The sequence below is a fragment of the Streptomyces sp. NPDC031340 genome, from assembly GCF_055569945.1.
Genome location: NZ_JBVIIE010000007.1, coordinates 99,905 through 119,297 on the forward strand (window position 1 = coordinate 99,905; position 19,393 = coordinate 119,297).

At 74.3% G+C, this 19,393-nt stretch carries 19 protein-coding genes; 10 read left to right on the top strand and 9 right to left on the bottom strand.

Annotated features, from left to right (window positions below):
- Positions 1–125 precede the first annotated feature (125 nt).
- A complete protein-coding gene (locus ACZ5GT_RS07000; RefSeq protein ID WP_469015787.1) occupies positions 126–1,040 on the top strand; it encodes an SDR family oxidoreductase in 915 nt (304 codons plus the stop codon).
- A gap of 47 nt (positions 1,041–1,087) precedes the next feature.
- On the opposite strand, the gene ACZ5GT_RS07005 is transcribed toward ACZ5GT_RS07000, so the two are convergent.
- Complete coding sequence (locus ACZ5GT_RS07005; protein WP_469015791.1) at positions 1,088–1,624, bottom strand: hypothetical protein; 537 nt, start codon at positions 1,622–1,624, stop codon at positions 1,088–1,090.
- A 50-nt stretch (positions 1,625–1,674) separates the two neighbouring features.
- Here ACZ5GT_RS07005 and ACZ5GT_RS07010 point away from each other — a divergent pair, with 50 nt between their 5' ends.
- The 4 genes from ACZ5GT_RS07010 to ACZ5GT_RS07025 all read left to right on the top strand — a co-directional run bounded on the left by ACZ5GT_RS07010 (position 1,675) and on the right by ACZ5GT_RS07025 (position 4,584).
- Entirely contained in the window at positions 1,675–2,472 is a 798-nt protein-coding gene (locus tag ACZ5GT_RS07010; protein ID WP_469015794.1) for an SDR family NAD(P)-dependent oxidoreductase, read from the top strand.
- A gap of 167 nt (positions 2,473–2,639) precedes the next feature.
- Positions 2,640–3,338 carry a L,D-transpeptidase gene (locus ACZ5GT_RS07015; RefSeq protein WP_398266435.1) on the top strand — a complete coding sequence of 233 codons (699 nt, stop codon included), beginning with the start codon at positions 2,640–2,642 and terminating at the stop codon, positions 3,336–3,338.
- 192 nt (positions 3,339–3,530) lie between these two features.
- On the top strand, positions 3,531–3,719 hold the full coding sequence (locus tag ACZ5GT_RS07020; protein WP_360750621.1) for a hypothetical protein: 189 nt from the start codon (positions 3,531–3,533) through the stop codon (positions 3,717–3,719).
- A 55-nt stretch (positions 3,720–3,774) separates the two neighbouring features.
- A complete protein-coding gene (locus ACZ5GT_RS07025; protein WP_469015798.1) occupies positions 3,775–4,584 on the top strand; it encodes an EamA family transporter in 810 nt (269 codons plus the stop codon).
- 71 nt (positions 4,585–4,655) lie between these two features.
- Here the strand turns inward: ACZ5GT_RS07025 and ACZ5GT_RS07030 are convergent, their stop codons facing one another.
- Together ACZ5GT_RS07030 and ACZ5GT_RS07035 are read right to left on the bottom strand one after the other, a co-directional pair.
- Positions 4,656–6,038 carry a S1 family peptidase gene (locus ACZ5GT_RS07030; protein ID WP_469015803.1) on the bottom strand — a complete coding sequence of 461 codons (1,383 nt, stop codon included), beginning with the start codon at positions 6,036–6,038 and terminating at the stop codon, positions 4,656–4,658.
- A gap of 327 nt (positions 6,039–6,365) precedes the next feature.
- Positions 6,366–7,427 carry a hypothetical protein gene (locus ACZ5GT_RS07035; protein WP_469015811.1) on the bottom strand — a complete coding sequence of 354 codons (1,062 nt, stop codon included), beginning with the start codon at positions 7,425–7,427 and terminating at the stop codon, positions 6,366–6,368.
- Positions 7,428–7,452: 25 nt separating this feature from the next.
- Between ACZ5GT_RS07035 and ACZ5GT_RS07040 the strand changes: the two genes are divergently transcribed.
- From ACZ5GT_RS07040 to paaI, 3 genes are all read left to right on the top strand, one after another.
- Positions 7,453–8,631, top strand: coding sequence for a MalY/PatB family protein (locus ACZ5GT_RS07040; protein WP_469015818.1), 1,179 nt, complete (start codon positions 7,453–7,455; stop codon positions 8,629–8,631).
- A 179-nt stretch (positions 8,632–8,810) separates the two neighbouring features.
- Positions 8,811–9,197, top strand: coding sequence for a PPOX class F420-dependent oxidoreductase (locus ACZ5GT_RS07045; RefSeq protein WP_469015823.1), 387 nt, complete (start codon positions 8,811–8,813; stop codon positions 9,195–9,197).
- A gap of 103 nt (positions 9,198–9,300) precedes the next feature.
- On the top strand, positions 9,301–9,663 hold the full coding sequence (gene paaI, locus ACZ5GT_RS07050) for a hydroxyphenylacetyl-CoA thioesterase PaaI (RefSeq protein WP_469016232.1): 363 nt from the start codon (positions 9,301–9,303) through the stop codon (positions 9,661–9,663).
- A gap of 7 nt (positions 9,664–9,670) precedes the next feature.
- Here paaI and ACZ5GT_RS07055 read toward each other — a convergent pair whose 3' ends face one another.
- Together ACZ5GT_RS07055 and ACZ5GT_RS07060 are read right to left on the bottom strand one after the other, a co-directional pair.
- Complete coding sequence (locus ACZ5GT_RS07055; protein WP_360750609.1) at positions 9,671–10,084, bottom strand: Zn-ribbon domain-containing OB-fold protein; 414 nt, start codon at positions 10,082–10,084, stop codon at positions 9,671–9,673.
- A 149-nt stretch (positions 10,085–10,233) separates the two neighbouring features.
- Complete coding sequence (locus ACZ5GT_RS07060) at positions 10,234–10,968, bottom strand: TetR family transcriptional regulator (RefSeq protein ID WP_469015829.1); 735 nt, start codon at positions 10,966–10,968, stop codon at positions 10,234–10,236.
- 136 nt (positions 10,969–11,104) lie between these two features.
- Here ACZ5GT_RS07060 and ACZ5GT_RS07065 point away from each other — a divergent pair, with 136 nt between their 5' ends.
- Both ACZ5GT_RS07065 and ACZ5GT_RS07070 read left to right on the top strand, forming a co-directional pair.
- Positions 11,105–11,956, top strand: a complete 852-nt coding sequence (locus tag ACZ5GT_RS07065; RefSeq protein WP_469015832.1) for an ATP-grasp domain-containing protein — start codon at positions 11,105–11,107, stop codon at positions 11,954–11,956.
- Positions 11,957–12,069: 113 nt separating this feature from the next.
- On the top strand, positions 12,070–12,876 hold the full coding sequence (locus ACZ5GT_RS07070; RefSeq protein WP_469015838.1) for a peptidoglycan-binding protein: 807 nt from the start codon (positions 12,070–12,072) through the stop codon (positions 12,874–12,876).
- Between the two features lie 160 nt (positions 12,877–13,036).
- Here the strand turns inward: ACZ5GT_RS07070 and ACZ5GT_RS07075 are convergent, their stop codons facing one another.
- The 4 genes from ACZ5GT_RS07075 to ACZ5GT_RS07090 all read right to left on the bottom strand — a co-directional run bounded on the left by ACZ5GT_RS07075 (position 13,037) and on the right by ACZ5GT_RS07090 (position 19,322).
- Positions 13,037–15,421, bottom strand: coding sequence for a SpoIIE family protein phosphatase (locus ACZ5GT_RS07075; protein ID WP_469016236.1), 2,385 nt, complete (start codon positions 15,419–15,421; stop codon positions 13,037–13,039).
- Positions 15,422–15,672: 251 nt separating this feature from the next.
- A complete protein-coding gene (locus ACZ5GT_RS07080; RefSeq protein WP_469015845.1) occupies positions 15,673–16,047 on the bottom strand; it encodes a hypothetical protein in 375 nt (124 codons plus the stop codon).
- 446 nt (positions 16,048–16,493) lie between these two features.
- Positions 16,494–17,417, bottom strand: coding sequence for a MurR/RpiR family transcriptional regulator (locus tag ACZ5GT_RS07085; protein ID WP_469015849.1), 924 nt, complete (start codon positions 17,415–17,417; stop codon positions 16,494–16,496).
- Positions 17,418–17,540: 123 nt separating this feature from the next.
- Positions 17,541–19,322: a phospholipid carrier-dependent glycosyltransferase gene (locus tag ACZ5GT_RS07090; RefSeq protein WP_469016239.1), complete on the bottom strand. Its 1,782-nt coding sequence runs from the start codon at positions 19,320–19,322 to the stop codon at positions 17,541–17,543.
- Positions 19,323–19,393: the final 71 nt, after the last annotated feature.

Consider the following 19,393-nt stretch of genomic DNA (forward strand, 5'->3'; position numbering starts at 1 on the left):
CCATCGCCCGCGGAAAACCGCCGGCGAGGAATCGCCCGCCGAAACCCGACAGAAGATGTCCGGCTTTCCCGGCACCCTCGATCCCGAGCACGCGGAACAGTTCACGAGGGAACGGGAGGCCGGGCATGTCCGGACCGCTGAAGGACAAGGTGGCGCTGGTCGCCGGGGCGACACGCGGAGCGGGACGCGGGATCGCGGTGGAACTCGGCGCGGCCGGCGCCACCGTCTACGTCACCGGGCGCAGCACCCGCGGGCACCGCTCCGAGTACGACCGCCCGGAGACCATCGAGGACACCGCCGACCTCGTCACCCGGGCCGGCGGCCACGGCATCGCCGTACCGACGGACCACCTCGACCCCGCGCAGGTCCGCGCCCTCGTCGAGCGCGTCGACGACGAACAGGGCCGCCTCGACGTCCTCGTCAACGACATCTGGGGCGGCGAGAACCTCTTCGAGTGGGACCGGCCGGTGTGGGAGCACGACCTCGACAAAGGACTGCGGCTGCTGCGGCTCGCCGTGGAGACCCACGCGATCACCAGCCACCACGCGCTGCCCCTGCTGCTGCGCCGGCCGGGCGGCCTGGTCGTGGAGATGACCGACGGGACCGCCGACTACAACCGCGACACCTACCGGGTCTCCTTCTTCTACGACCTCGCCAAGACGTCCGTGCTGCGCATGGCCTTCGCCCTCGGCCACGAACTCGGCCCGCGCGGCGCGACCGCCGTCGCCCTGACGCCCGGCTGGCTCCGCTCGGAGATCATGCTCGACCATTTCGGGGTCCGCGAGGACAACTGGCGCGACGCCCTCGACCGCGTCCCGCACTTCGCGATCTCCGAGACCCCGCGCTACGTGGGGCGCGCGGTCGCCGCACTCGCCGCCGACCCCGAGGCGGCCCGCTTCAACGGCCGGTCCCTCTCCAGCGGCGGGCTCGCCCGCGTCTACGGCTTCACCGACCTCGACGGCAGCCGTCCGGACGCCTGGCGGTACATGGTGGAGGTGCAGGACGCGGCCAAACCGGCCGACGTGACCGGCTACCGCTGACCGGCCGGGGCCGCCGGGTCCGGTCGCTCCCAGTGACCGACGGCCCGTCAGGGGCGGGCGGCGGGAGGCAGCGGCCAGCGCGCCGAGTGGCCCGGCGGCAGGGCCAGGTCCTGCCGCACGGCCGCGTAGTAGGCCTCGCGCCCGGCGCGCTGCCGGTCCAGCAGCGCCTGCCAGCCCCGCGGATCCCGTCGGCCCTCCCGCAGGAACGCCTCCATCTCCAGCACCGTGACCACCCACTCCCGCCCCTTCTCCACCACCCCGGGGCTGCCCAGCAGGATCAGCGCCTCCCCGTACGGGTCCCGGGCGGTCTGCGCCTCGGCCAGCAGCGGCTTCGCCTCCTCGGGCGAAAGCGGGTGCGGGTGCGGATCGTTGCCGAAGTGCGCGGCCAGCCGGTAGTTCAGCGTGACGGTCTGCTTCAACGACCGCGCCCAGTCGGCGTACGCCGCGTAACGGCGCTCCTCCCAGCGGGCGGCCTGCTCCCGCCGGAACCTGGCCTGGTCACCGCGCACGACCACCACGTACGAACCGAGCGCACCGATCACCACGCCGATGAGCGCGGGCAGTTGCTGAATGAACGCGGACATGCGGCGCACGCTACCTGCCCTCTTGATCGCCCGGGGAGTAGCGTCGGCCCATGGCCGACACCGAGCGCTTCGAGGGATACGGGATTCTCGTCACCGCCGCCGCCCGCGGCATCGGCGCCGCCGTCGCCCGGCGGCTGGCCGCCGAGGGCGCGCGGGTGCTGGCGACCGACGCGGACGGGGCGGAGGCGGCCAGGACCGCGGGCGTGCTGCGCGAACAGGGGCTCGCCGTCGAGGCGTTGACGTGCGATGTCACCGACCGGCGGTCCGTGGAGGCGGCCGTCGCCCACGCCGTGGACGCCTTCGGGTCACTGGACGTCCTGGTCAACGGCGCGGCGAACTGCACGCCGGACACCCCGCTGTTCGAGGACGGGACGGACGAGGCGTGGGCCCGCGACCTCGACGTCACCCTCACCGGCACCTACCGCTGCTGCCGCGCCGCCCTCCCGCACCTGGCCGCCTCCGGCCGCGGCGCGGTCGTCAGCATCGGTTCCGTCAACGGCCTTCAGGACTTCGGCAACCACGCCTACAGCGCCGCCAAGGCCGGCCTCGGCTCCCTGACCCGCACCCTGGCCGGGCATGCGGCCGCCCGCGGAGTGCGGGTCAACCTCGTCGTGCCGGGCACCGTGCGCACCTCGGCGTGGGAGGGACGTGACGAGCACCTGGAGGCGCTGCGCCCGCTGTACCCGCTGGGGCGGATCGGTGAGCCGGAGGACATCGCCGCGGCCGTCGCCTTCCTCGCCTCCCGCGACGCGGCCTGGATCACCGGCACCTCGCTGGTGGTCGACGGCGGCCTCACCGCCGTCGACACGGGCTTCCACGAGGTCGGCCGGCAGCACGGCGGGATCTAGCGGTACCGGCCCACCGCGCTCTTCACACGGCCGATCGCGGGCCGGCCGCCGTCGCATGGCCGGTTTTGGTCACCGTTTCGTCGCAGCTTACGGTGGTCCGCAACCTCTTGCCTGGGTGGATGGTCCAGGTAAGTGACAAGGACCACTCAGGAAGGGAATGTGCCGCCATGGGGGGCATAGGCAGACGGGCAGCCGTCGCATTCGGGATCACCGGACTGGTTGCGCCGCTCGCGCTCACGCTGGGCACCGCGCCCGCGCAGGCGGCCACGAGCTGCACCACGAAGACCGGTCCGTACCAGAAGCAGGTGGAGAAGTTTCTCGGCCTGACCGTGGACGGCAAGCAGTCGTCCACCGACTGCAAGGCCATCCAGGCCTTCCAGAACAAGCACGGCATCACGCCGAACATCGGCTACGCGGGGCCCGTCACCTGGGGTGTGATGGATCTCATGAACAAGCAGAAGGCCGTGGGCAGCAACCCCAACAAGGACGGCAAGTGCCCGGTGAACAAGGGCCGTATCGCCTGCGTGAACCTCTCGCTCCAGCTCAGCTGGATCCAGGACGGCAACAAGCTCGTCTACGGGCCCGTCCCGGTCCGGACCGGCCGCGACGGGTACGAGACCCGCACCGGCCTGAAGAAGATCTACTGGCGGGACATCGACCACGTCTCGAACATCTACAACGTGCCGATGCCCTACAGCCAGTTCTTCGACGGCGGCCAGGCCTTCCACTCGGTCAACCTCAGCATGTGGAACCCGCCGGGCTCGCACGGCTGCGTCAACATGACCACGACGACCGCGAAGAAGTACTGGTCGCTGCTGAAGACGGGCGACGACGTGTTCGTCTACGGCCGCAAGCCGGGCACCTGACGGCAGCGGGCCCCGGCGGCAGCCGCGGGCAGTCGACGGGAACGAGGGCGGTCACCGAAGCGTCGGTGGCCGCCCTCGGGCCTGTGGGTGCCGCTCGTGCCGCCGCACCCTGAACCCGACGTGATCAGCAACACGGTCATGAATGTCGCATTTGCCCTTTATTATTCACGCCGCCTTCACCGCCGCCCCCGTATGCTTCACACCATGTCCACCACTGTTGAACCCGTTTCCGATCGCTCGGCGGACGAGGTCAACGAGGAGATCCGGGCCCTGTGGCGCCGGTCGGGCGGGACACTGAGCGTCGAGCAGCGCGAGGAATACCAGCGGCTCGTCCTGGAGTGGGCCGCCGTGGCGGCCCCGCACCCGGTGAAGGCGGCCTGAGCGCCGACCGAAGGCGCTCACGCGTCAACACGCCGTCCCGGGGCACCCCTGCCCGATGGGCGCCCTCCTCGCACTGACCTCGGCCGTCTGCTACGGCGTCGTCGACTTCACCGGCGGCCTGCTGTCGCGGCGCGCCCACTTCGTCACCGTCACCCTCCTCGGCCAGCTGGGCGGCCTGCTGTTCGCCGGCACGGCCGCGACGCCGGCGCCGGCCGGCTCCCCGCGCCCCGCCGACCTGCTGTGGGGCGCGTTGTCCGGCGTCGGCAGCGGCACGGCCATGCACTTCCTCAACCGCGGCCTGGGCCGCGGCGCGATGAGCGTGGTGGTCCCGGTGAGCGCCGTCACCGGCGTGGCACTGTCGGTGCTGTGCGGCGTGCTGCTCCTCGGCGACCGTCCCGGGCCCCTCGCCTGGGCCGGCATCGTGATCACCGTGCCCGCCCTCTGGCACGTGGCGGGCGGCGGCGCGGCCGCCACGGGTGAGGGCACCGCGGACGGTCTCCTCGCGAGCCTCGGGGTCGCCGTGCAGTACCTGGCCCTGGCGCAGGCCGGAGCGTCGAGCGGCCTGTGGCCGGTGACCGCCGGGCGGGTCGCCGCCGTGGCCGTCCTGCTGCCGGCAGCCGTCCGGCACGCCCGCCACCTGCGTCTGCCACCTCGGCGGACCGGCCAGGCACTGCTCGTCGGGGCCGGCGCCGCGCTCGCCCTGATCCTCTATCTCCTCGCCGCCCGGCAGCAGTTGCTCGCCGTCACCGTCGTGCTCGCCTCGCTGTACCCGGCTCTCCCCGTCGTCCTGGGCCTCGCCCTCCTGCACGAGCGGGTCACCGGGCGGCGGGCCTGCTGGGCGCGGCGGCGGCCACGGTGCTGCTGACCGTCGGGTGAGCACGCCGACGACGTGCTGCTGACCGGCGGGTGTCGCACCGCGGCGGCGCGGGCCATGCCTCAGCCCCACGTCGTCGAGTAGTACCGCTGGTAGGCCTTGCGGTCCTGTTCGGCGCGGATGTAGCGGGTGGCCACCAGCGCGATCAGGCTGCCGGCGATCACCAGCAGACCCGGCCCGATGTTCCTCGGGTCGGACAGGCGGGCCAGCAGGGTGGAACCGGCCTCGGCGCCCGTCGCCGGTGCGGAGGAGCCGGGCGAGGCGGCGCCCGGCGCGATCGCGCTCCGGGTCGCGGAGGCGGACGGCGCGGGAGTCGGGGAGGCGCTCTGCCCGGAGGCCGCCTGCTTGGACACGATCAGCTGGACGCCGAGCGCCTGCATCGCCTTCGTCACCGGCTGGAAGAACGTCGTACCGCCCGTGGTGCAGTCACCGCTCCCGCCGGAGGTCACGCCCAGCGCGATCCCCTCGGAGAACAACGGGCCGCCGCTGTCGCCGGGTTCGGCGCACACGTTCGTCTCGATCAGCCCGGTGACCGTGCCCTCCGGGTAGTTGACCGTCGCGTCGAGTCCCGTCACCTGGCCGTCGTGCAGACCGCTGGTGCTGCCGCTGCGGAACACCCGCTGTCCGACGGCCGGATCGCCCACCCCGGTGATCCGCACCCCGTTGCCGTTGCCGATCGCCACCACGTCCGCGCCCTGACCGGCCGAACCGCTCGCGTACTGCACCAGTGAGAAGTCGCTTCCGGGGAAGTCCTGTTGGACGGTCTTGCCGAGCTGCTGCCGGCCCTGGTTGTCGGCGAACCAGAGCGAGCCGGCGGGCCCGCAGTGCCCGGCGGTGAGGATGAAGTCGCTCTGCCCGTTCGTCACGTTGAAGCCCGCCGAGCAGCGACCGGTGGTGGACAGGATCGGCTGCGCCCCGTTGAGCCGGGTGGTGAACGTTCCCCGGGTGCGTTCCATGCGGACGAAGCTGCCGATGCGGGAAGCCACTTGGGTCATCCGGGACCAGTCGTCGGCCGAGACGGTGCTGTCCGCCCGCACCACGACCCGGTTGGTCCGGTAGTCGAGCACCCACGCCGTGCCCGCCACACGTGGCGCCGAACGCAGCGTCGTCGTCGCCGACTTCAGCTCGTTCATGCTGTGCCGCACCATCGTCGCCCTGGCTCCGGCGCGCTCCACCCGGGCGGCCGCCGCCTTGTCGGTCACCGCGACGACCGGGCGGCCGTCGGCACCGATCCAGGTGCCCGCCGTGCGGGAGGCGCCCAGCTCGGCGACGAGCGCCGCGCCCGTGCCTGACGACGACCGGGCCGCGCTGAGGGGGACCGCGGAGGTGCCGGCGGGTTCCCCCGCCATGGCGGCCTGCGCCATCATGCCCCCGCCCAGGAGAAGTCCGCCGACGGCCGCCAGCCGTGCCACTCGCCGGACGATCCGTCGTCGTGCGTGCCTCATGCCTGGCTCCCGAAACCCCGAACAGCGCGGTGTCGCACCGCGGAGCGCTCCGGTCGTCGAGCGCCCTCACTCCATACGCGGCCGGGCCCGCCCGCGTTCACCGCGCGGACGGTCCTGTCCAGGTTGGCGGCGAAAGGAGTCGCAGGCCGGCCCGGCTGCCGTGGTGCCGGAGGGAAAGCGTCGCGCCGGAGGGAAAGCGTCGCGCCGGAGGGAAAGCGTGGCGTCGGACGGAAAGCGTGGCGTCGGACGGAGAAGGGGTGCGCCGGACGGAAAGCGTGGCGTCGGACGGAGAAGGGGTGCGTCGGACGGAGAAGGGGTGCGTCGGCGTCAACCGGCGGCCCGGGCGGCACGGTCGGGATCCGCCGGGGGCGCGGGACCGGCGGACCGTCCGACGAGCGGTGCCCGGCTGCGCTCGTCGCCCCATACCGACGCCGCGTCCACGTACGGCCGCAGCAGCGAGGTCAGTCCGGGGTCCGCCCGGCGGTGCAGCTCGTCGGAGCCGATCTTGCGGGCGATCCCGGCGAGGAAGTCCGCGAGCTGCACCCTCGGGTCCTCCCGGGCGGCCACGAGCCGCAGCCCGTCGAGCGTGATCCCGGCTCCCCGGGCCGTCTCCTCGATCCACGCGACGCGGTCCGGGGTGAGCAGGTTCTGCCGGTCGTGCACCAGGCGGATCCGGCGTCCGCCCCGGCTCCAGTACGCGGCCGTCCTGACGATGGACGGCAGCAGGGGATTGAGGACGGGGATCAGGGGCCGCCCGGCGAGGAGCCCGGCCCGGTAGGCGTCCGCGCGTCCGCGGGCCGCCGCGAACCGCTCCAGCACGTCCGCCGCCTCCGCACCGGCCTCCGCGCGGCGCAGCAGGCCGACGGACCGGAAGAACACGTCGACGGGCTGCCCGCCGTCGCGCACGCGCAGCAGGCGGTTGGCCGCTTCCAGGAAGTCCCGCCACAGCTCGTCGCCGAAGACCCGCGGTCCGGCCCGGAAGAGGGGGAGGGCCTGCCCGCCGTCGCCCAGCAGCAGACCGGCGGTGCGTTCCACGACGAAGTACGCCTTCTCGGTGAGGTGCACATGCGCGGCGCCGTGGATCGGCCCGCCGGGCGCGAGCAGCCATTCCAGCACCGCCCGGTGCTTCTCCCGCAGCAGGTGGCCGGCCTTGTACTCCTCGGCGGGCGAGCGGATCCGGTCCCGGATCTCCCGCAGGTGGCCGGCCGCCTCCGGCACGGCCAGCCGCACACTGGCGTGGGCGAACACGTCGGTGTTCCCGCCGGTGAGGTTCTCGCCGTCCGAGCCCGACTCGTCGCAGGCGACCTCCAGGACACCGGCGACCTCCAGGACACCGGCGGCGTCCCGCGCCGGCGCGGGACGCGGTCCGGACGCGTCGTTCCCGCTCACGCCACAGCCCCCTATCTTGAGCCTCATGACCAGGATCCCGCACGAACCGTCCGGTGAACCGAATCCACTGCGGGTGCTCTCCCTCGACCGGCTGCGGCGCCGTACGAGCATGAAGTGGCGCACCCACCCCGCCGACGTGCTGCCGATGTGGGTGGCCGAGATGGACGTCCCGCTCGCCGAGCCCGTCGTCCGCGCGGTCACCGAGGCGCTCGCGCTCGGGGACACCGGCTATCCGGCCGGCACCGGGTACGCCGAGGCGCTCGCGGAGTTCGCCGGCAAGCGGTGGGGATGGGACGGCGTCGCGGTGGAACGCACGGCCGTGGTGCCGGACGTCATGCTCGGCGTCGTAGAGATGATCAAGCTGGTCACCGGGCCGGGCGACCCGGTGGTCGTGAACCCGCCCGTGTATCCGCCCTTCTTCCAGTTCGTCGAGCACATGGACCGGCGGGTGGCCGAGGCGCCGCTCGGCGCGGACGGGCGCATCGACCTCGACGTGCTGCGGGACGCCTTCGCGCGGGCGACCGCGCACGGAGGCCGGGCCGCGTTCCTGCTGTGCAGCCCGCACAACCCGACCGGCACCGTGCACACCGCCGGGGAGCTGGCCGCCGTCGCCGCTCTCGCCGACCGGTACGGCGTGCGGGTGGTCGCCGACGAGATCCACGCCCCGCTCACCGCCTCCGGCGTCGCCTTCGTGCCGTACCTGAGCGTGCCCGGCACCGAGAACGGACTGTCGCTGATGTCCGCGTCGAAGGCGTGGAACCTGGCGGGGCTCAAGGCCGCGCTCGCGATCGCGGGCCCCGCGGCCGCCGCCGACCTCGCCCGGATGCCCGAGGAGGTCGGCCACGGGCCCAGCCATCTCGGCGTCATCGCCCACACCGCGGCCCTGCGCGAGGGCACCGCCTGGCTCGACGCGCTGCTCGCCGGCCTCGACGACAACCGGCGCCTGCTCACCGCCCTGCTGGCCGAGCACCTGCCCGCGGTCGCCTACGTGCCGGCCGGGGCGACCTTCCTCGCCTGGCTCGACTGCCGGGCGCTGGGCCTCGGCGACGACCCGGCGGACGTCTTCCTGGAGCGCGGGCGGGTCGCCCTGAACTCGGGCATCCCCTTCGGCACCGGCGGGGCGGGGCACGCGCGGCTGAACCTGGCGACCTCCCCCGAGGTGCTCACGGAGGGCGTACGGCGGATGGCCGCGGCACTCGGCTGAGGCAGCCGCGCCGGGCCGCAGCCCGGCCGCGCACGCCAGCAGCCCCCGGCCGCGCACGCCCGCAGCCCGGCCGAAGCCCGTTCGCGGCCCGGCCGCGTCCGGCGGTACCCGACCGCGCGCGACGGGTGCGCCGAGTCGCCGGTGTCCGCACCGGCGTCCGCACTGCCTAGACTCCTGCCATGGACGACACGCCGCTGAAGCGGCTCGGTGAGGGCAAGTACCTGCTGGTCACCAGCTACCGGAAGAACGGCACCCCGGTGGCCACCCCGGTATGGGTGGTGCGCGACGGCGACACGCTCGGTGTCTGGACGGCCGCCGACTCCTGGAAGGTGAAACGGATCAGGGCACGCCCGGAGGTCCTGGTCGGCCCCTGCGACGTGCGCGGCCACCCGGCCGGCCCACAGGTCCCCGCGACCGCGGAGATCGCCGACGAGGCGACCCTCGGCCGCTACCGCGAGCTGATCCGCCGCAAGTACGGCGTCCTCGGCCGACTCACCCTCCTCGGCAGCCGGCTGCGCCGGGGCCTGGACGGCACCGTCGGCATCCGGCTGACGCTCGAGCCCTGAGCCGCCGCGGACAGATCGGGGTGCGGCAGCGGTGAGGCGGGACGAGGGAGCGGCGGCGGACCCGGCGCGGCGCGTGTTCGACGCGGACCGGGCGGCCCGGCGCATGGGCATCGCGTTGCTGGAGCACGCCGCGGGCCGGGCCGTGCTGCGGATGACGGTCACCGCGGGGATGCTCAACGGCCACGGCACCGCCCACGGCGGGTGCCTGTTCCTGCTCGCCGACGCCGCGTTCGCCTCCGCCTGCAACAGCCACGGCCCCGCCACCGTCGCGGCCGGCGCCGACATCGACTTCGTGGCCCCCGCCCACGAGGGCGACGTGCTGACGGCGGTGGCCGAGGAGCGCAACCGTACGGGCCGCAGCGGGATCTACGACGTGACCGTGCGCCGCGGCGACCAGGTGGTCGCCGAGTTCCGCGGCCGCAGCCGCACGCTCAGGGGCGTGGCCGGACCGTCGGCGCCGGAGTGACCGCGCGTCAGGTCCAGGCGCGGTAGGGCTCGTCGACCAGCTGGAACACCGGCTCGCCGCGGACCGGGTCCTTCGCCGTGGACAGCCGTACCCGGTCGCCGCTGTGTATGCCGATCGGCGGGCCCATGACCCGGCCGCGCACGACGAACCCCTCGGCCATCTCCACGAGCGAGACGTTGCGCGCGGCGGGGGTGTTGCGGTGCACCACCGTGGAGTGGCGGACCGTGCCCACGCCCTCGCTGCGCTCCGTGCGCAGGTCGCTGCCCTGGCACACCGGGCACAGCAGCCGGTGGTACATCGCGGTGCCGCACCAGGTGCAGCGCTGGAAGAGGATGCTGTCCGTGTCCCGCGTGCCGGGATCGAGCACGCCCGCCGCGGAGCCGCCTGCCTGACGAGCAACGTTTCCTGAGTGGTGGTACACGCTGGTCCAACTCCCTGCACTCGGCCGGAATCCCACGTGCGCGAAGCACCCGGGCACGGGTGTGCGCGGTCGCCGTGCCACCGTGCACAGCGGTAGGGTATGGCACTCAGTGCCATAGGTAAAGGCACTGGGTTCCCTCTTTTTGCGGCTCAGTTCCGGCCCTGAACGGACTCGATCTCCTGGACCACCCGCCACAGCGGGGCCCCGCGCCGGGCCACGACGACCACCACGTCCTCGGGCTCGTCGGCGGCGGAGCGGCCGCCGGGGGAGCCGAACGCCGACTGGACGTAGCCCAGGGCGTGGTCCAGCGCGGCGCTCGCGTCGCCCTGCCCGCTCGAACGCAGCCAGGAGCGAAGGGCGTTGTTGTGCGCCGCCACCACGGCCGCCGCGATGACGTCGGCCCGCAGGATGCCGTCGCGGCGGCCCACGAAGCGGGCGCGCAGGTACTCGGCGAAGGTGCGCTCGTAGCGCCACACCACCGACAGTTCATGCGCGCGCAGTACGGGCACCTGCTTGGTGAGGCGGTAGCGCTGCACCGAGAAGGCCGGGTTCTCGGCGTACATCCGCAGCACCAGGCGGGCCGCCTCGCAGACCCGCCGCACGGGCTCGTCGTCGTCGGCGCCGCGGCCGAGGAACGCCGTCATGTCGGACAGGCACCGCTCGTGCTCGGGGAAGACGACGTCCTCCTTGGAGGGGAAGTAGCGGAAGAACGACCGCCGCCCGACGCCCGCCAGCGCGACGATGTCGTCCACCGTCGTCTGCTCGTACCCCCGCTCCAGGAACAACCGGAAGGCCGCCGCGATCAGCGCCTCCCGGATGGGAGGCTTCGCGGGCGCCGTCTCGCCCTTCAGGTCGCGACGGTGCGATGCGTTGCCGGAGCTCATGGACGGGAACGTAGCACTTGGAGCGTCAAATGGCACTCAGTGCAGCACGGATGGGGAACTGAGTGCACTCCGCCCGTTGACATAACCTTTCCGCACCCCATCCCACCGCACGCCCCGCACGCCCGAGGAGCCCCGGATGTCCTCCGCCCGAGCCCGCCTGCTGTACGTCACCGACCTGTCGTACCCGGCACGCGGGCGCCGCTACTGCGACGAGGACATACACCTCACCTCCCGGCTCCGCGAGGACTTCGACCTGGCCCTGGTCCACCCCCGCGACGCGGCCGCGCTGATGGACGCCTTCGACGCCGTCGTCGTCCGCAACAGCGGTCCGGTCCTCGGCCACCAGGACGCCTACGACGCCTTCCGCGCGCGGGCGGCGGCCCGGGGCACCCGCGTCTACAACCAGCTCACCGGCAAGGCGGACATGGCCGGCAAGCAGTACCTCGTGGAACTGGCCGCCGCCGGGTACCCGGTCATCCCCACCGTCGACCGCGCGGCCGACCTGCCGCTGCTGCCCGCCGCGGACGCCTACGTGGTCAAGCCCAAGCGGGGCGCCGACTCCGTGGGACTGTCCGTCGTCCCCGCCGGCCGCCTGCCTGAGCTGGGCCGCCTGCCCGGGCTGGCGGACGGCGGCGTGCTGGTCCAGCCGCGCGTCGACTTCTCCTACGAGGTCTCCTTCTACTTCGTCGACGACCGCTTCCAGTACGCCCTGTACGCGCCGCGCCCCGACCGGCGCTGGCAGCTGGAGCCGTACGAACCCACCGCCGCGGACCTGGAGTTCGCCCGGCGCTTCATCGCGTGGAACGCCATCGGCCACGGCATCCAGCGCGTCGACGCCTGCCGTGCCCCGGACGGCGGACTCCTCCTCGTGGAGCTGGAGGATCTCAACCCCTACCTGTCCCTGGACGCCCTCGACGAGACCCGCAGGGACGCGTTCGTCGCCGACCTGAAGGAGTCCCTGCACCGCTTCCTCGCCGCGCCGGTCTGACCGTTCGGCTGAACTCCCGGCGTTCCGGCCGCGTATGTGTTCCCGGGGGACGGGGACACCGGGGCGGGACCCCTGCCACGGGGACCCCTGCCACGGGACGGAAGGAGAGCACTGTGCCCATACCGCGCGCATCCGGCTCACCGGGCGACCGGCCGCCCCTGGAACCGGTCCGCGTCCTGCGCATGCGCCGCACCGACGCCCTGGCCGAACTGCTGCGGGACCTGCCCCGGGACGCCGGCTACGAAGCCGTCCCCGTGCCCGGGCCGCCGTCCGGTTCCGAGGACGCCACCCGGGAGATGCCACCCGTCCGCGACGACGACCGCGCGGGCCCGGTCGGCGCCGGGCGGCGCGGCGCCGAACCGCACGGAGCCACGGGTGCCTTCGGCGCCGGGCCCCGCGGCGGGGTTCCCTTCGGCGCCGGGCCGCGCGGCACGGGTCGTGTCGGCGCCGGGTCCCCGGGCACCGGTTCGGCAGGCCCGGACCGCTTCGGTTTCGGTCCTGGCCAGCGCCGCGCCGCGGTCGCCATCGCGGTCGCCGCGGCCGCGCTCGTCGGCTTCGGCTGCGCCCTGCTGCTGCCGGGCCGGCACCACGGCGCGGCGGCCGCCGCCTCGGTGCCGCCCGCGTCCGCCGAGCCGACCCCCACCGCCTCGGCGCCGGCCGCGGGCCAGGCCGATCCCGACGGCGCGGGCACCCTGCGCGAGGGCGACAGCGGACCCCGGGTGACGGACCTGCAGCAGCGCCTGCTGCGCATCCCGAACGTCTACGACCACGGCTCCACCGCCGGCCGCTACGACGCCGCCCTCACCGAGGCCGTCGCCCGCTTCCAGCTCTGGTACGGCGTCCGGGGCGACGAGACCGGCGTCTACGGCGACGACACCCGCCTGGCGCTGGAGTCCCGGACGTCGTCGGGCACCGGCTGACCCGAAGGGGCCGCACGACTCGAACACGGCGCGACGGGCCGGAAAGCCCGGTGCGTGGAGCGGTGGCACGCGCCACCATGGGCCCAGGGCCGCCCTGCTGCGGTGCTGGCGGCGGCACCGCGGTAATAGCCGAACGGACCCGGCCCGGCCCGGACAGGCCCTAACTCCGTGCTGCCGGCTCCGCGGGCCCGGCATCGGCCGGGACCCGGATGTCGAGGACGCACACGTCGTCCCGGTCCTCTCCGTCCAGCACCGCGGCGAGCAGCGGGGCCAGTGAACCGGGGTGGTCGGCCTGGTGGGCGGCGACGGCCTCCGCGAGCCGGTCGAGACCCCGGTCGAGCCCCTCGCCGGGCCGCTCGACCAGGCCGTCGGTGTACAGCACGACGCGGTCGCCGGGCCGCAGCAGGCACTCCGCCTCCTCGAACACCGGCGAGGCGGTCGCGCCCAGCAGCATGCCGCGGGGCCGGTCGAGGTAGCCCGCCCGTCCGTCGCGCACCAGCAGCGGCGGCGGATGCCCGGCCTGGGCCCACACCAACCGGCGTTCACCGGGGGAGTAGCGGGCGAGGACCATGGTCGCGGTGCCGTGCGTGTCGCGGGAGTGCAGCAGCAGCGTGTTGAGCCGGGCCAGGGCGCCGGTCAGCGACGAGCCGGTGATGACCATGCCCTTGGCGGTGAAGCGGAGCTGGGCCATGGTGGCGACGGCGTCGATGCCGTGCCCGGCGACGTCGCCGACCACGAACAGGGCATCCCCGTCGGGCAGTTCGAGGGTGCTGAACCAGTCGCCGCCGACGTGGATGCCGGACTGGGCGGGCAGGTAGGCGACTTCGACGCTCAGCCCGGCCGGCCGTACGGGGCTGGTCGGCAGCGGCAGCAGCGCGTGCTGCAGCCGCGCGGCCAGCGTGCGCTCGGCGCGCAGGACGTCGTGCTGGGTCAGTATGGCCCGTTCGCTCTCCACCAGGGCGAGTTCGGCGCTGCGCTGCACGGTCAGGTCCTGGACCACGCCGTGGACCTCGGCGGGCGTGCCGTGGTGGTCGGGCACCGCCTCGGCGACGAGCCGCAGATGCCGCAGCCCGTCCGAGGTCCGCACCCGGAACGGGACGTCGAACGGCCTCGCCTCCGCCAGCAGCCGGCCGAGGGCCTCGGCCAGCGCGGGGACGTCCTCGGGCAGCGCCAGGTCCACGAGCCCGCCCAGGTCGACCGGTCCGCTCGCGGGGTCCCGGCCGAACAGCGCGAACACCTCGGAGGACCAGCTCGCCTCCCGGGTGACCAGGTTCCAGCTCGCCCAGCCCAGGTTGCCCAGCCGCTGCACGTCCGCCAGGCGCTGCCGCTGCCGGTCGGAGGAGCCGTGGCGCACCCAGGTGACGATGAGTCCCTCGCCCAGCCGGGCCGCCCGCACTGAGTGGACGGACAGCTCGGCGACGCCGTCCACGACCTCCTGGTGCGCGAACGGCTCGCTCTCGAACGGCTCGGAGCCGGAGAGCGCGCGGGCGAAGCCCCGCCACAGCGGCTCGTCCGTCAGGGCCGCACAGCATTCCTTGAGCCGCCGGCCGACCAGGTCCTGGTGGCCCCCGCCGACCAGGCCGACGGCCTGCCGGGTCGCGGCGTCGATCCGGTAGTCCTCGATCTCTCCCGGTCCGGCGAGCAGCGGGGTCAGCAGCATGGCGGCGCCGGGCAGCGCGTCGAACACGGTCTGGACGGCGGCCGCGGCGCCGTCCTCGCCGGGCCGCGGGCGCGTCTCCAGGGCACGCAGCCGGCCGGCGCAGAGCCGGGCGGCGGCCAGCAACTGCTCCCGCACCCGTGCCGGGAACGGCCCGGTGCGGGTGCGCAGGATGCCGAGGCACGCGTCGGGCGAGTCGCCGTCGGCGGGCAGCGGCAGCCAGGCGCGGGAGCGCCAATGGCCGGGCGGATCCTCGATCAGCAGATACCGCCGGCGGTCCGTCTCCACGTCCTCCAGCCAGCGAGGCTCGCCCGAGCGCAGCGCGTCCAGCGCGGCGGTCCCGCTCAGCGGGGGAACCTGACGCCAGCGCGCGGTCAGGGTGTGGTCGACGCCCGCGTGCCCGATCAGTTCCAGCCCCCCGGCGGGCCTCCGGGCGTAGATCACGACCGCGTCGGCGCCGGCCTCCGCGGGGAGCCGCTCCAGCAGGCAGCCGGCCAGGTCGTGCGGTGTGGCGGCGCGGGCCAGCGCCGCGCCGAGGGGGCCGAGGCCCGTGGTGTCCTCGTCGGCCGGGCCCCGCGAGGTGGGGACGGCGGCGTGGGAGGACCGGACGCGCTGCCGTTCGACGGCCGGGCCGTCCGGCGGCAGCAGACTCCCGAGGGTGATCCAGCACTCCTCCAGCAGCGTCCGCCGGCCGGTCTCGGCGCGCCGCTGCAACTCCTCGGCGGCCGCGTCCGGCGAGCAGCCGGTGAGCGCCATCACGGCGCCCTTGGCACGCTCCAGGACGGCCGACGTCGCCGCCAGGTCGCGCAGCCGTTCCATCTCGGCGCGCTGCCTGGCGACCACCTTGGCCAGCGCCGCCGTGTCCAGCGCCCGGGACTCCGCCGGCATGGAGGGCTCGCTCGTCACCCGTCGAGCATGGCACACAGCACGCGGGCCGATCACGGGGATGCCTGGCCGGACTCCACTCGAAAGCGGTACATGCGCCCCGGTCCGGACCCGACCGGGGGGACCGCCCCACGCGGGTCCCCGGCGCTCGGGCGGCGGATACGGCCACAGCCGCGGCGGGCGGCTGGGACGGGGCACGACTCCCTCGGGCGACGCGGATCAGGCGCCGCGGAGCCGGTGCGCGCTCGGCGCGCTCAGCGGGCCGAGCCGACCAGGGCGTCGGTGACCGCGCGGACGCTGCGGGCGATGTGCTGCAGCTGGAGCACCTCCGCCGCGTACAGCTTGATGGTGTGCTCGATGACCGACTCGGGCAGGCCCAGCCTCGGCAGGTCGGCGCGGGCCGTCTGCAGGGCGGTGCGGGCGACCCGGATCTCGTTCTGGACCTGGATCTGCGCGTGCCGGGCGAGCAGCACGGGGTGGCGGATGAGGGCCGGGTAGCTGGCGTAGCGCGCCGGCACCAGTTCGCGCAGCCACTTGGCGGCCGAGCGCTCCCAGTCGTAGGAACCGGGCGTCTTGACCTGGCACGGCCAGTCCGGGCTGATGCGCGTCGTCGTCAGAGTCATGATCATCGCTTCCGGGGGTGCGGCGTCGTGAGGGGTGGTCCGACGGGGGCGGGCGGCCCCGGCCTAGGGGATGACCGGGGCCGCCAAGGGCGCTCGCACAGGCGAGGCCCGACCGAACACCCTGGGCGCCGACGCGGGTAGGAGACGGCGGCTTCGGGCGTTCGTGCAGGAGCCCGGGAAGGCGTACGGCGTTCATGCGGCGGCTGGTGCGGCGTACGCATGGGCGGACCGTGGCTTTCTGCGGGCGGTGCGGGGGGTGGTGGCGGGGACGGGGGCGCGGAACGTGTCTCGGAGTGAGCCGTGGCGCGATCCGTGAGAAGTATTTATATATGCCGTCTACTTTGCAAGAAGCATGAAAACATTCATGCGTGATCTGTTTGGGAATGTCCCCTTTTGGTGGGGCGTGGGGTGACGGGAAGAACGGCGGGGTCGGCCGGGCAGGGCCGGACAGGTCAATCCCGCAGGAAGAACTGGTGCTGATCGGAGATCTGCTCGTACGCCTCGAGCCGGGCCTGGGTGCGCTCGGCGTCGGCGTCGGTCATCGCCTGTAGCAGCGCGGCCGCCATCACGCCCGGCGCCGCGTAGGAGTCGAACACCAGGCGCGAGCCGGTGCCCGTGGTGAAGGTGACGTCCGCCTCGTCGGCCACCGGTCCGAGCGCCAGGTCGGTCACCAGGGCGACCTTCAGCCCGGCGTCCCTGGCCACCCGCACCGCGGTGAGCGTCTCCTGGGCGTGCCGGGGCATCGAGAAGGCCAGCACCCAGGTGCCGCCGGCCTCACGGGACTGCAACAGCGCGTCGTAGGCGATGCTGCCGCCCCGGGTCACCAGCCGCACGTCGGGGTGGATGCGGCGGGCGGCGTAGGCGAAGTACTCGGCGATCGAGGCCGAGATGCGCAGGCCCAGGACGGTCAGCGGGGTCGACGCGGACAGCTTGCGGCCGACATCGATGACCTGGTCGGGGTCGGCGAAGTCGCGCCGCAGGTTCTCCAGGTTCTCGATCTCCGCGTCGACCGCCGCCTGCAGCTCGTTGCTGCCGTTCTCCTCGGCCGCGCCCGGCCCGCCGGCCAGCGTGCCCAGGGCGACCGACTGCAGCTTCTCGCGCAGCGCGGGGTAGCCGCTGAAGCCCACCGCGGCGGCGAACCGCGTCACCGACGGCTGGCTGACGCCGACCCGCTCGGCGAGGTCGGTGATCGACAGGAACGCGGCCTCGGTGATGTGCTCGATCAGGTACTGGGCGATGCGCCGCTGCCCGGGAGAGAGCCGGGGCCGGTCGAACAGCGTCCGCAGCTGGGAGGTCGGGGACGCCTCGGCCTCCGGGGCGGTCTTGCCCGAGGTGATGGCGGATGCCTGTGCCCGTGCCTGCTGTGGCGATGGCACCGGTACGCCTCCTTTGTCTCGCACAGTGCTTCAACATAGCTCACCCACCGCCGTGACCAGGGCTTGCACCGGCTCTCCCGGCCCGCCGGACGCCGCTGTCCGGCCTGCCACCAGCGCATTGCCTCACCGGCGGTAGATCGTGATCGAGTGACCGACCTCGTCGACGGGGCGGCTGCTCGCGATCAGGCCGGCGAGTTCTCCGCGAGCCTTGGCCACCGCGGAGTCCGACACGACCAGCAGCCCGCGCACTTCGCGCGCGGGGACCTCGCGCGGGTCGGCGGCGTCGATGCCGTAGGCGGACGGCACACCGCTGCCCTTGTAGACCAACCAGATCCGCTCGCCCCGGTAGCGCTCGCGCAGCCGGTCCGCGAGGCGGCCCAGGTCCTGTCCCCAGTCCACGTTGGAGTCGTGCAGCCGCAGATGGGTCCTGGCCGGCCCGCCGAACGCCTCGTTCCCGTACGGCAGGTAATAGGGGAACGTCCGCAGCGAACTCACCGCGACGAACAGCACCAGGGCGCCGGTCGCCCAGGGCGCCCACCGCCACCGCAGCGTCGGGACGCAGCCCGCCGCGACGGCGAGGAACATCGGTACGAAGACGGCGTACCGGGTGCCGAGGTCCCGCGACCCGTGCATGGCCGCGGCCAGCAGCACGGCCGCCGGCAGCAGCACGTACGGCGCCGCGGGCCGCAGCCGCCGCACCGCGAGCACGGCGACGCCGCCGGCGGCCCCCAGGGCCAGCAGCCCCAGCGGCGTCTTCACCAGCAGCGCGGCCGGCAGGTAGTACCAGCGCGAGCCGGTGTAGAGACGGCCGAAGAGGAAGCCCTGCCAGGGGCGGTTCTCCAGGCCGAACTGCACGCGCATCCCGTCCCGGTATGCCTCGGGGAACGGCAGCAGCCGCACCAGCAGCCCGCGCAGCCCGTGCACGGCGGGGACGTGCTGCCCCGGCGACCAGCGCAGCCGCGGATCGACCGCCAGGTACGACGCCCAGACGACGGCCACGGCGGCGAGCGTCACGACGACCGCGCCCGCGACGGCCCGCGCCGCGGTCGCGCGGCGGTCTGGTCCGGCGGTGATGTGGCGGTCTGGTCCGGCGGTGGTGCGGTGGTCCGGCGTCGCGGGGCTGCGGTGGTCCGGCCTGGCGGTGCCGCGGCGGTCCGGTGCTCCGGCGTGCCACATCTGCCAGGCGGCCGTCGCCGCCAGCACCGGAACCGCCGGCAGCGCGCTCATCTTCGTGGCCACCGCCGCACCGAGGGCGAGTCCGGCCAGCGGCAGGTACCGCCGGGGCCGCCGGCGGGCCCGCCACAGCAGCCACACCGCCGTCAGCACGAACCCCGCGGCCGGCACGTCGAGGGTGGCCAGCGATCCATGGGCGATCACGTCGGGGCAGAAGGCGTACAGGGCGAGCGCCGTCAGCGCGCCCGCCGGACCGGCGAGGTCCCGCGCGAAGGCGAACACCACGAGCCCGAACAGCAGCGTCAGCGCGATCACCGGCAGGCGGGACCACAGCATCAGGCGCCAGGGGTCGTTGCCCGACTCGTACAGCAGGTGCCGCCCGAACCGGCCCTGGTCGCCGGGCGATGAGGTGTCGACGTGCGGGTCGGCGGCCGCCACCCCGACGGCGACGAGGAGCTTGCCGAGCGGCGGGTGCTCGGGGTTGCGGCGCACGCGGTGCTCGTGCAGATAGCCGGCCGCCGTGCCGACGTACACCGGCTCGTCGATCGTCGGGGTCTGCCGGCCGGCGGTCGTCACCATCGCCACCGCCATCTGCGCGAGCAGCACGGCCACCAGGAGCGGTGTCAGCAGGCGCCGCGCGGCCCGGCGCGGCGGCGCCGCGTCCGGCGCCGGCCGCTCCGGGCCGTCACGGGTGCCCCGGTCCAGGGCCGAGTGCTGTTCCGGCGCCATCATCCGCTCCGCGGTGACGCCGGCCGTGAGGTGGCGGGAGCGATCGGGGGCCGTCTCATGGCCCCACTCTCGCA

Coding starts and splice junctions, on each gene's coding strand:
- ACZ5GT_RS07010 (WP_469015794.1), top strand. CDS start 1,675: ATGGCCGACACCGAGCGCTTCGAGGGATACGGGATTCTCGTCACCGCC.
- ACZ5GT_RS07045 (WP_469015823.1), top strand. CDS start 8,811: ATGGACGACACGCCGCTGAAGCGGCTCGGTGAGGGCAAGTACCTGCTG.
- ACZ5GT_RS07075 (WP_469016236.1), bottom strand. CDS start 15,421: ATGCCGGCGGAGTCCCGGGCGCTGGACACGGCGGCGCTGGCCAAGGTG.
- ACZ5GT_RS07065 (WP_469015832.1), top strand. CDS start 11,105: ATGTCCTCCGCCCGAGCCCGCCTGCTGTACGTCACCGACCTGTCGTAC.
- ACZ5GT_RS07040 (WP_469015818.1), top strand. CDS start 7,453: ATGACCAGGATCCCGCACGAACCGTCCGGTGAACCGAATCCACTGCGG.
- ACZ5GT_RS07090 (WP_469016239.1), bottom strand. CDS start 19,322: ATGATGGCGCCGGAACAGCACTCGGCCCTGGACCGGGGCACCCGTGAC.
- ACZ5GT_RS07000 (WP_469015787.1), top strand. CDS start 126: ATGTCCGGACCGCTGAAGGACAAGGTGGCGCTGGTCGCCGGGGCGACA.
- ACZ5GT_RS07030 (WP_469015803.1), bottom strand. CDS start 6,038: ATGAGGCACGCACGACGACGGATCGTCCGGCGAGTGGCACGGCTGGCG.
- ACZ5GT_RS07005 (WP_469015791.1), bottom strand. CDS start 1,624: ATGTCCGCGTTCATTCAGCAACTGCCCGCGCTCATCGGCGTGGTGATC.
- ACZ5GT_RS07025 (WP_469015798.1), top strand. CDS start 3,775: ATGGGCGCCCTCCTCGCACTGACCTCGGCCGTCTGCTACGGCGTCGTC.
- ACZ5GT_RS07060 (WP_469015829.1), bottom strand. CDS start 10,968: ATGAGCTCCGGCAACGCATCGCACCGTCGCGACCTGAAGGGCGAGACG.
- paaI (WP_469016232.1), top strand. CDS start 9,301: ATGGGCATCGCGTTGCTGGAGCACGCCGCGGGCCGGGCCGTGCTGCGG.
- ACZ5GT_RS07015 (WP_398266435.1), top strand. CDS start 2,640: ATGGGGGGCATAGGCAGACGGGCAGCCGTCGCATTCGGGATCACCGGA.
- ACZ5GT_RS07020 (WP_360750621.1), top strand. CDS start 3,531: ATGCTTCACACCATGTCCACCACTGTTGAACCCGTTTCCGATCGCTCG.
- ACZ5GT_RS07080 (WP_469015845.1), bottom strand. CDS start 16,047: ATGATCATGACTCTGACGACGACGCGCATCAGCCCGGACTGGCCGTGC.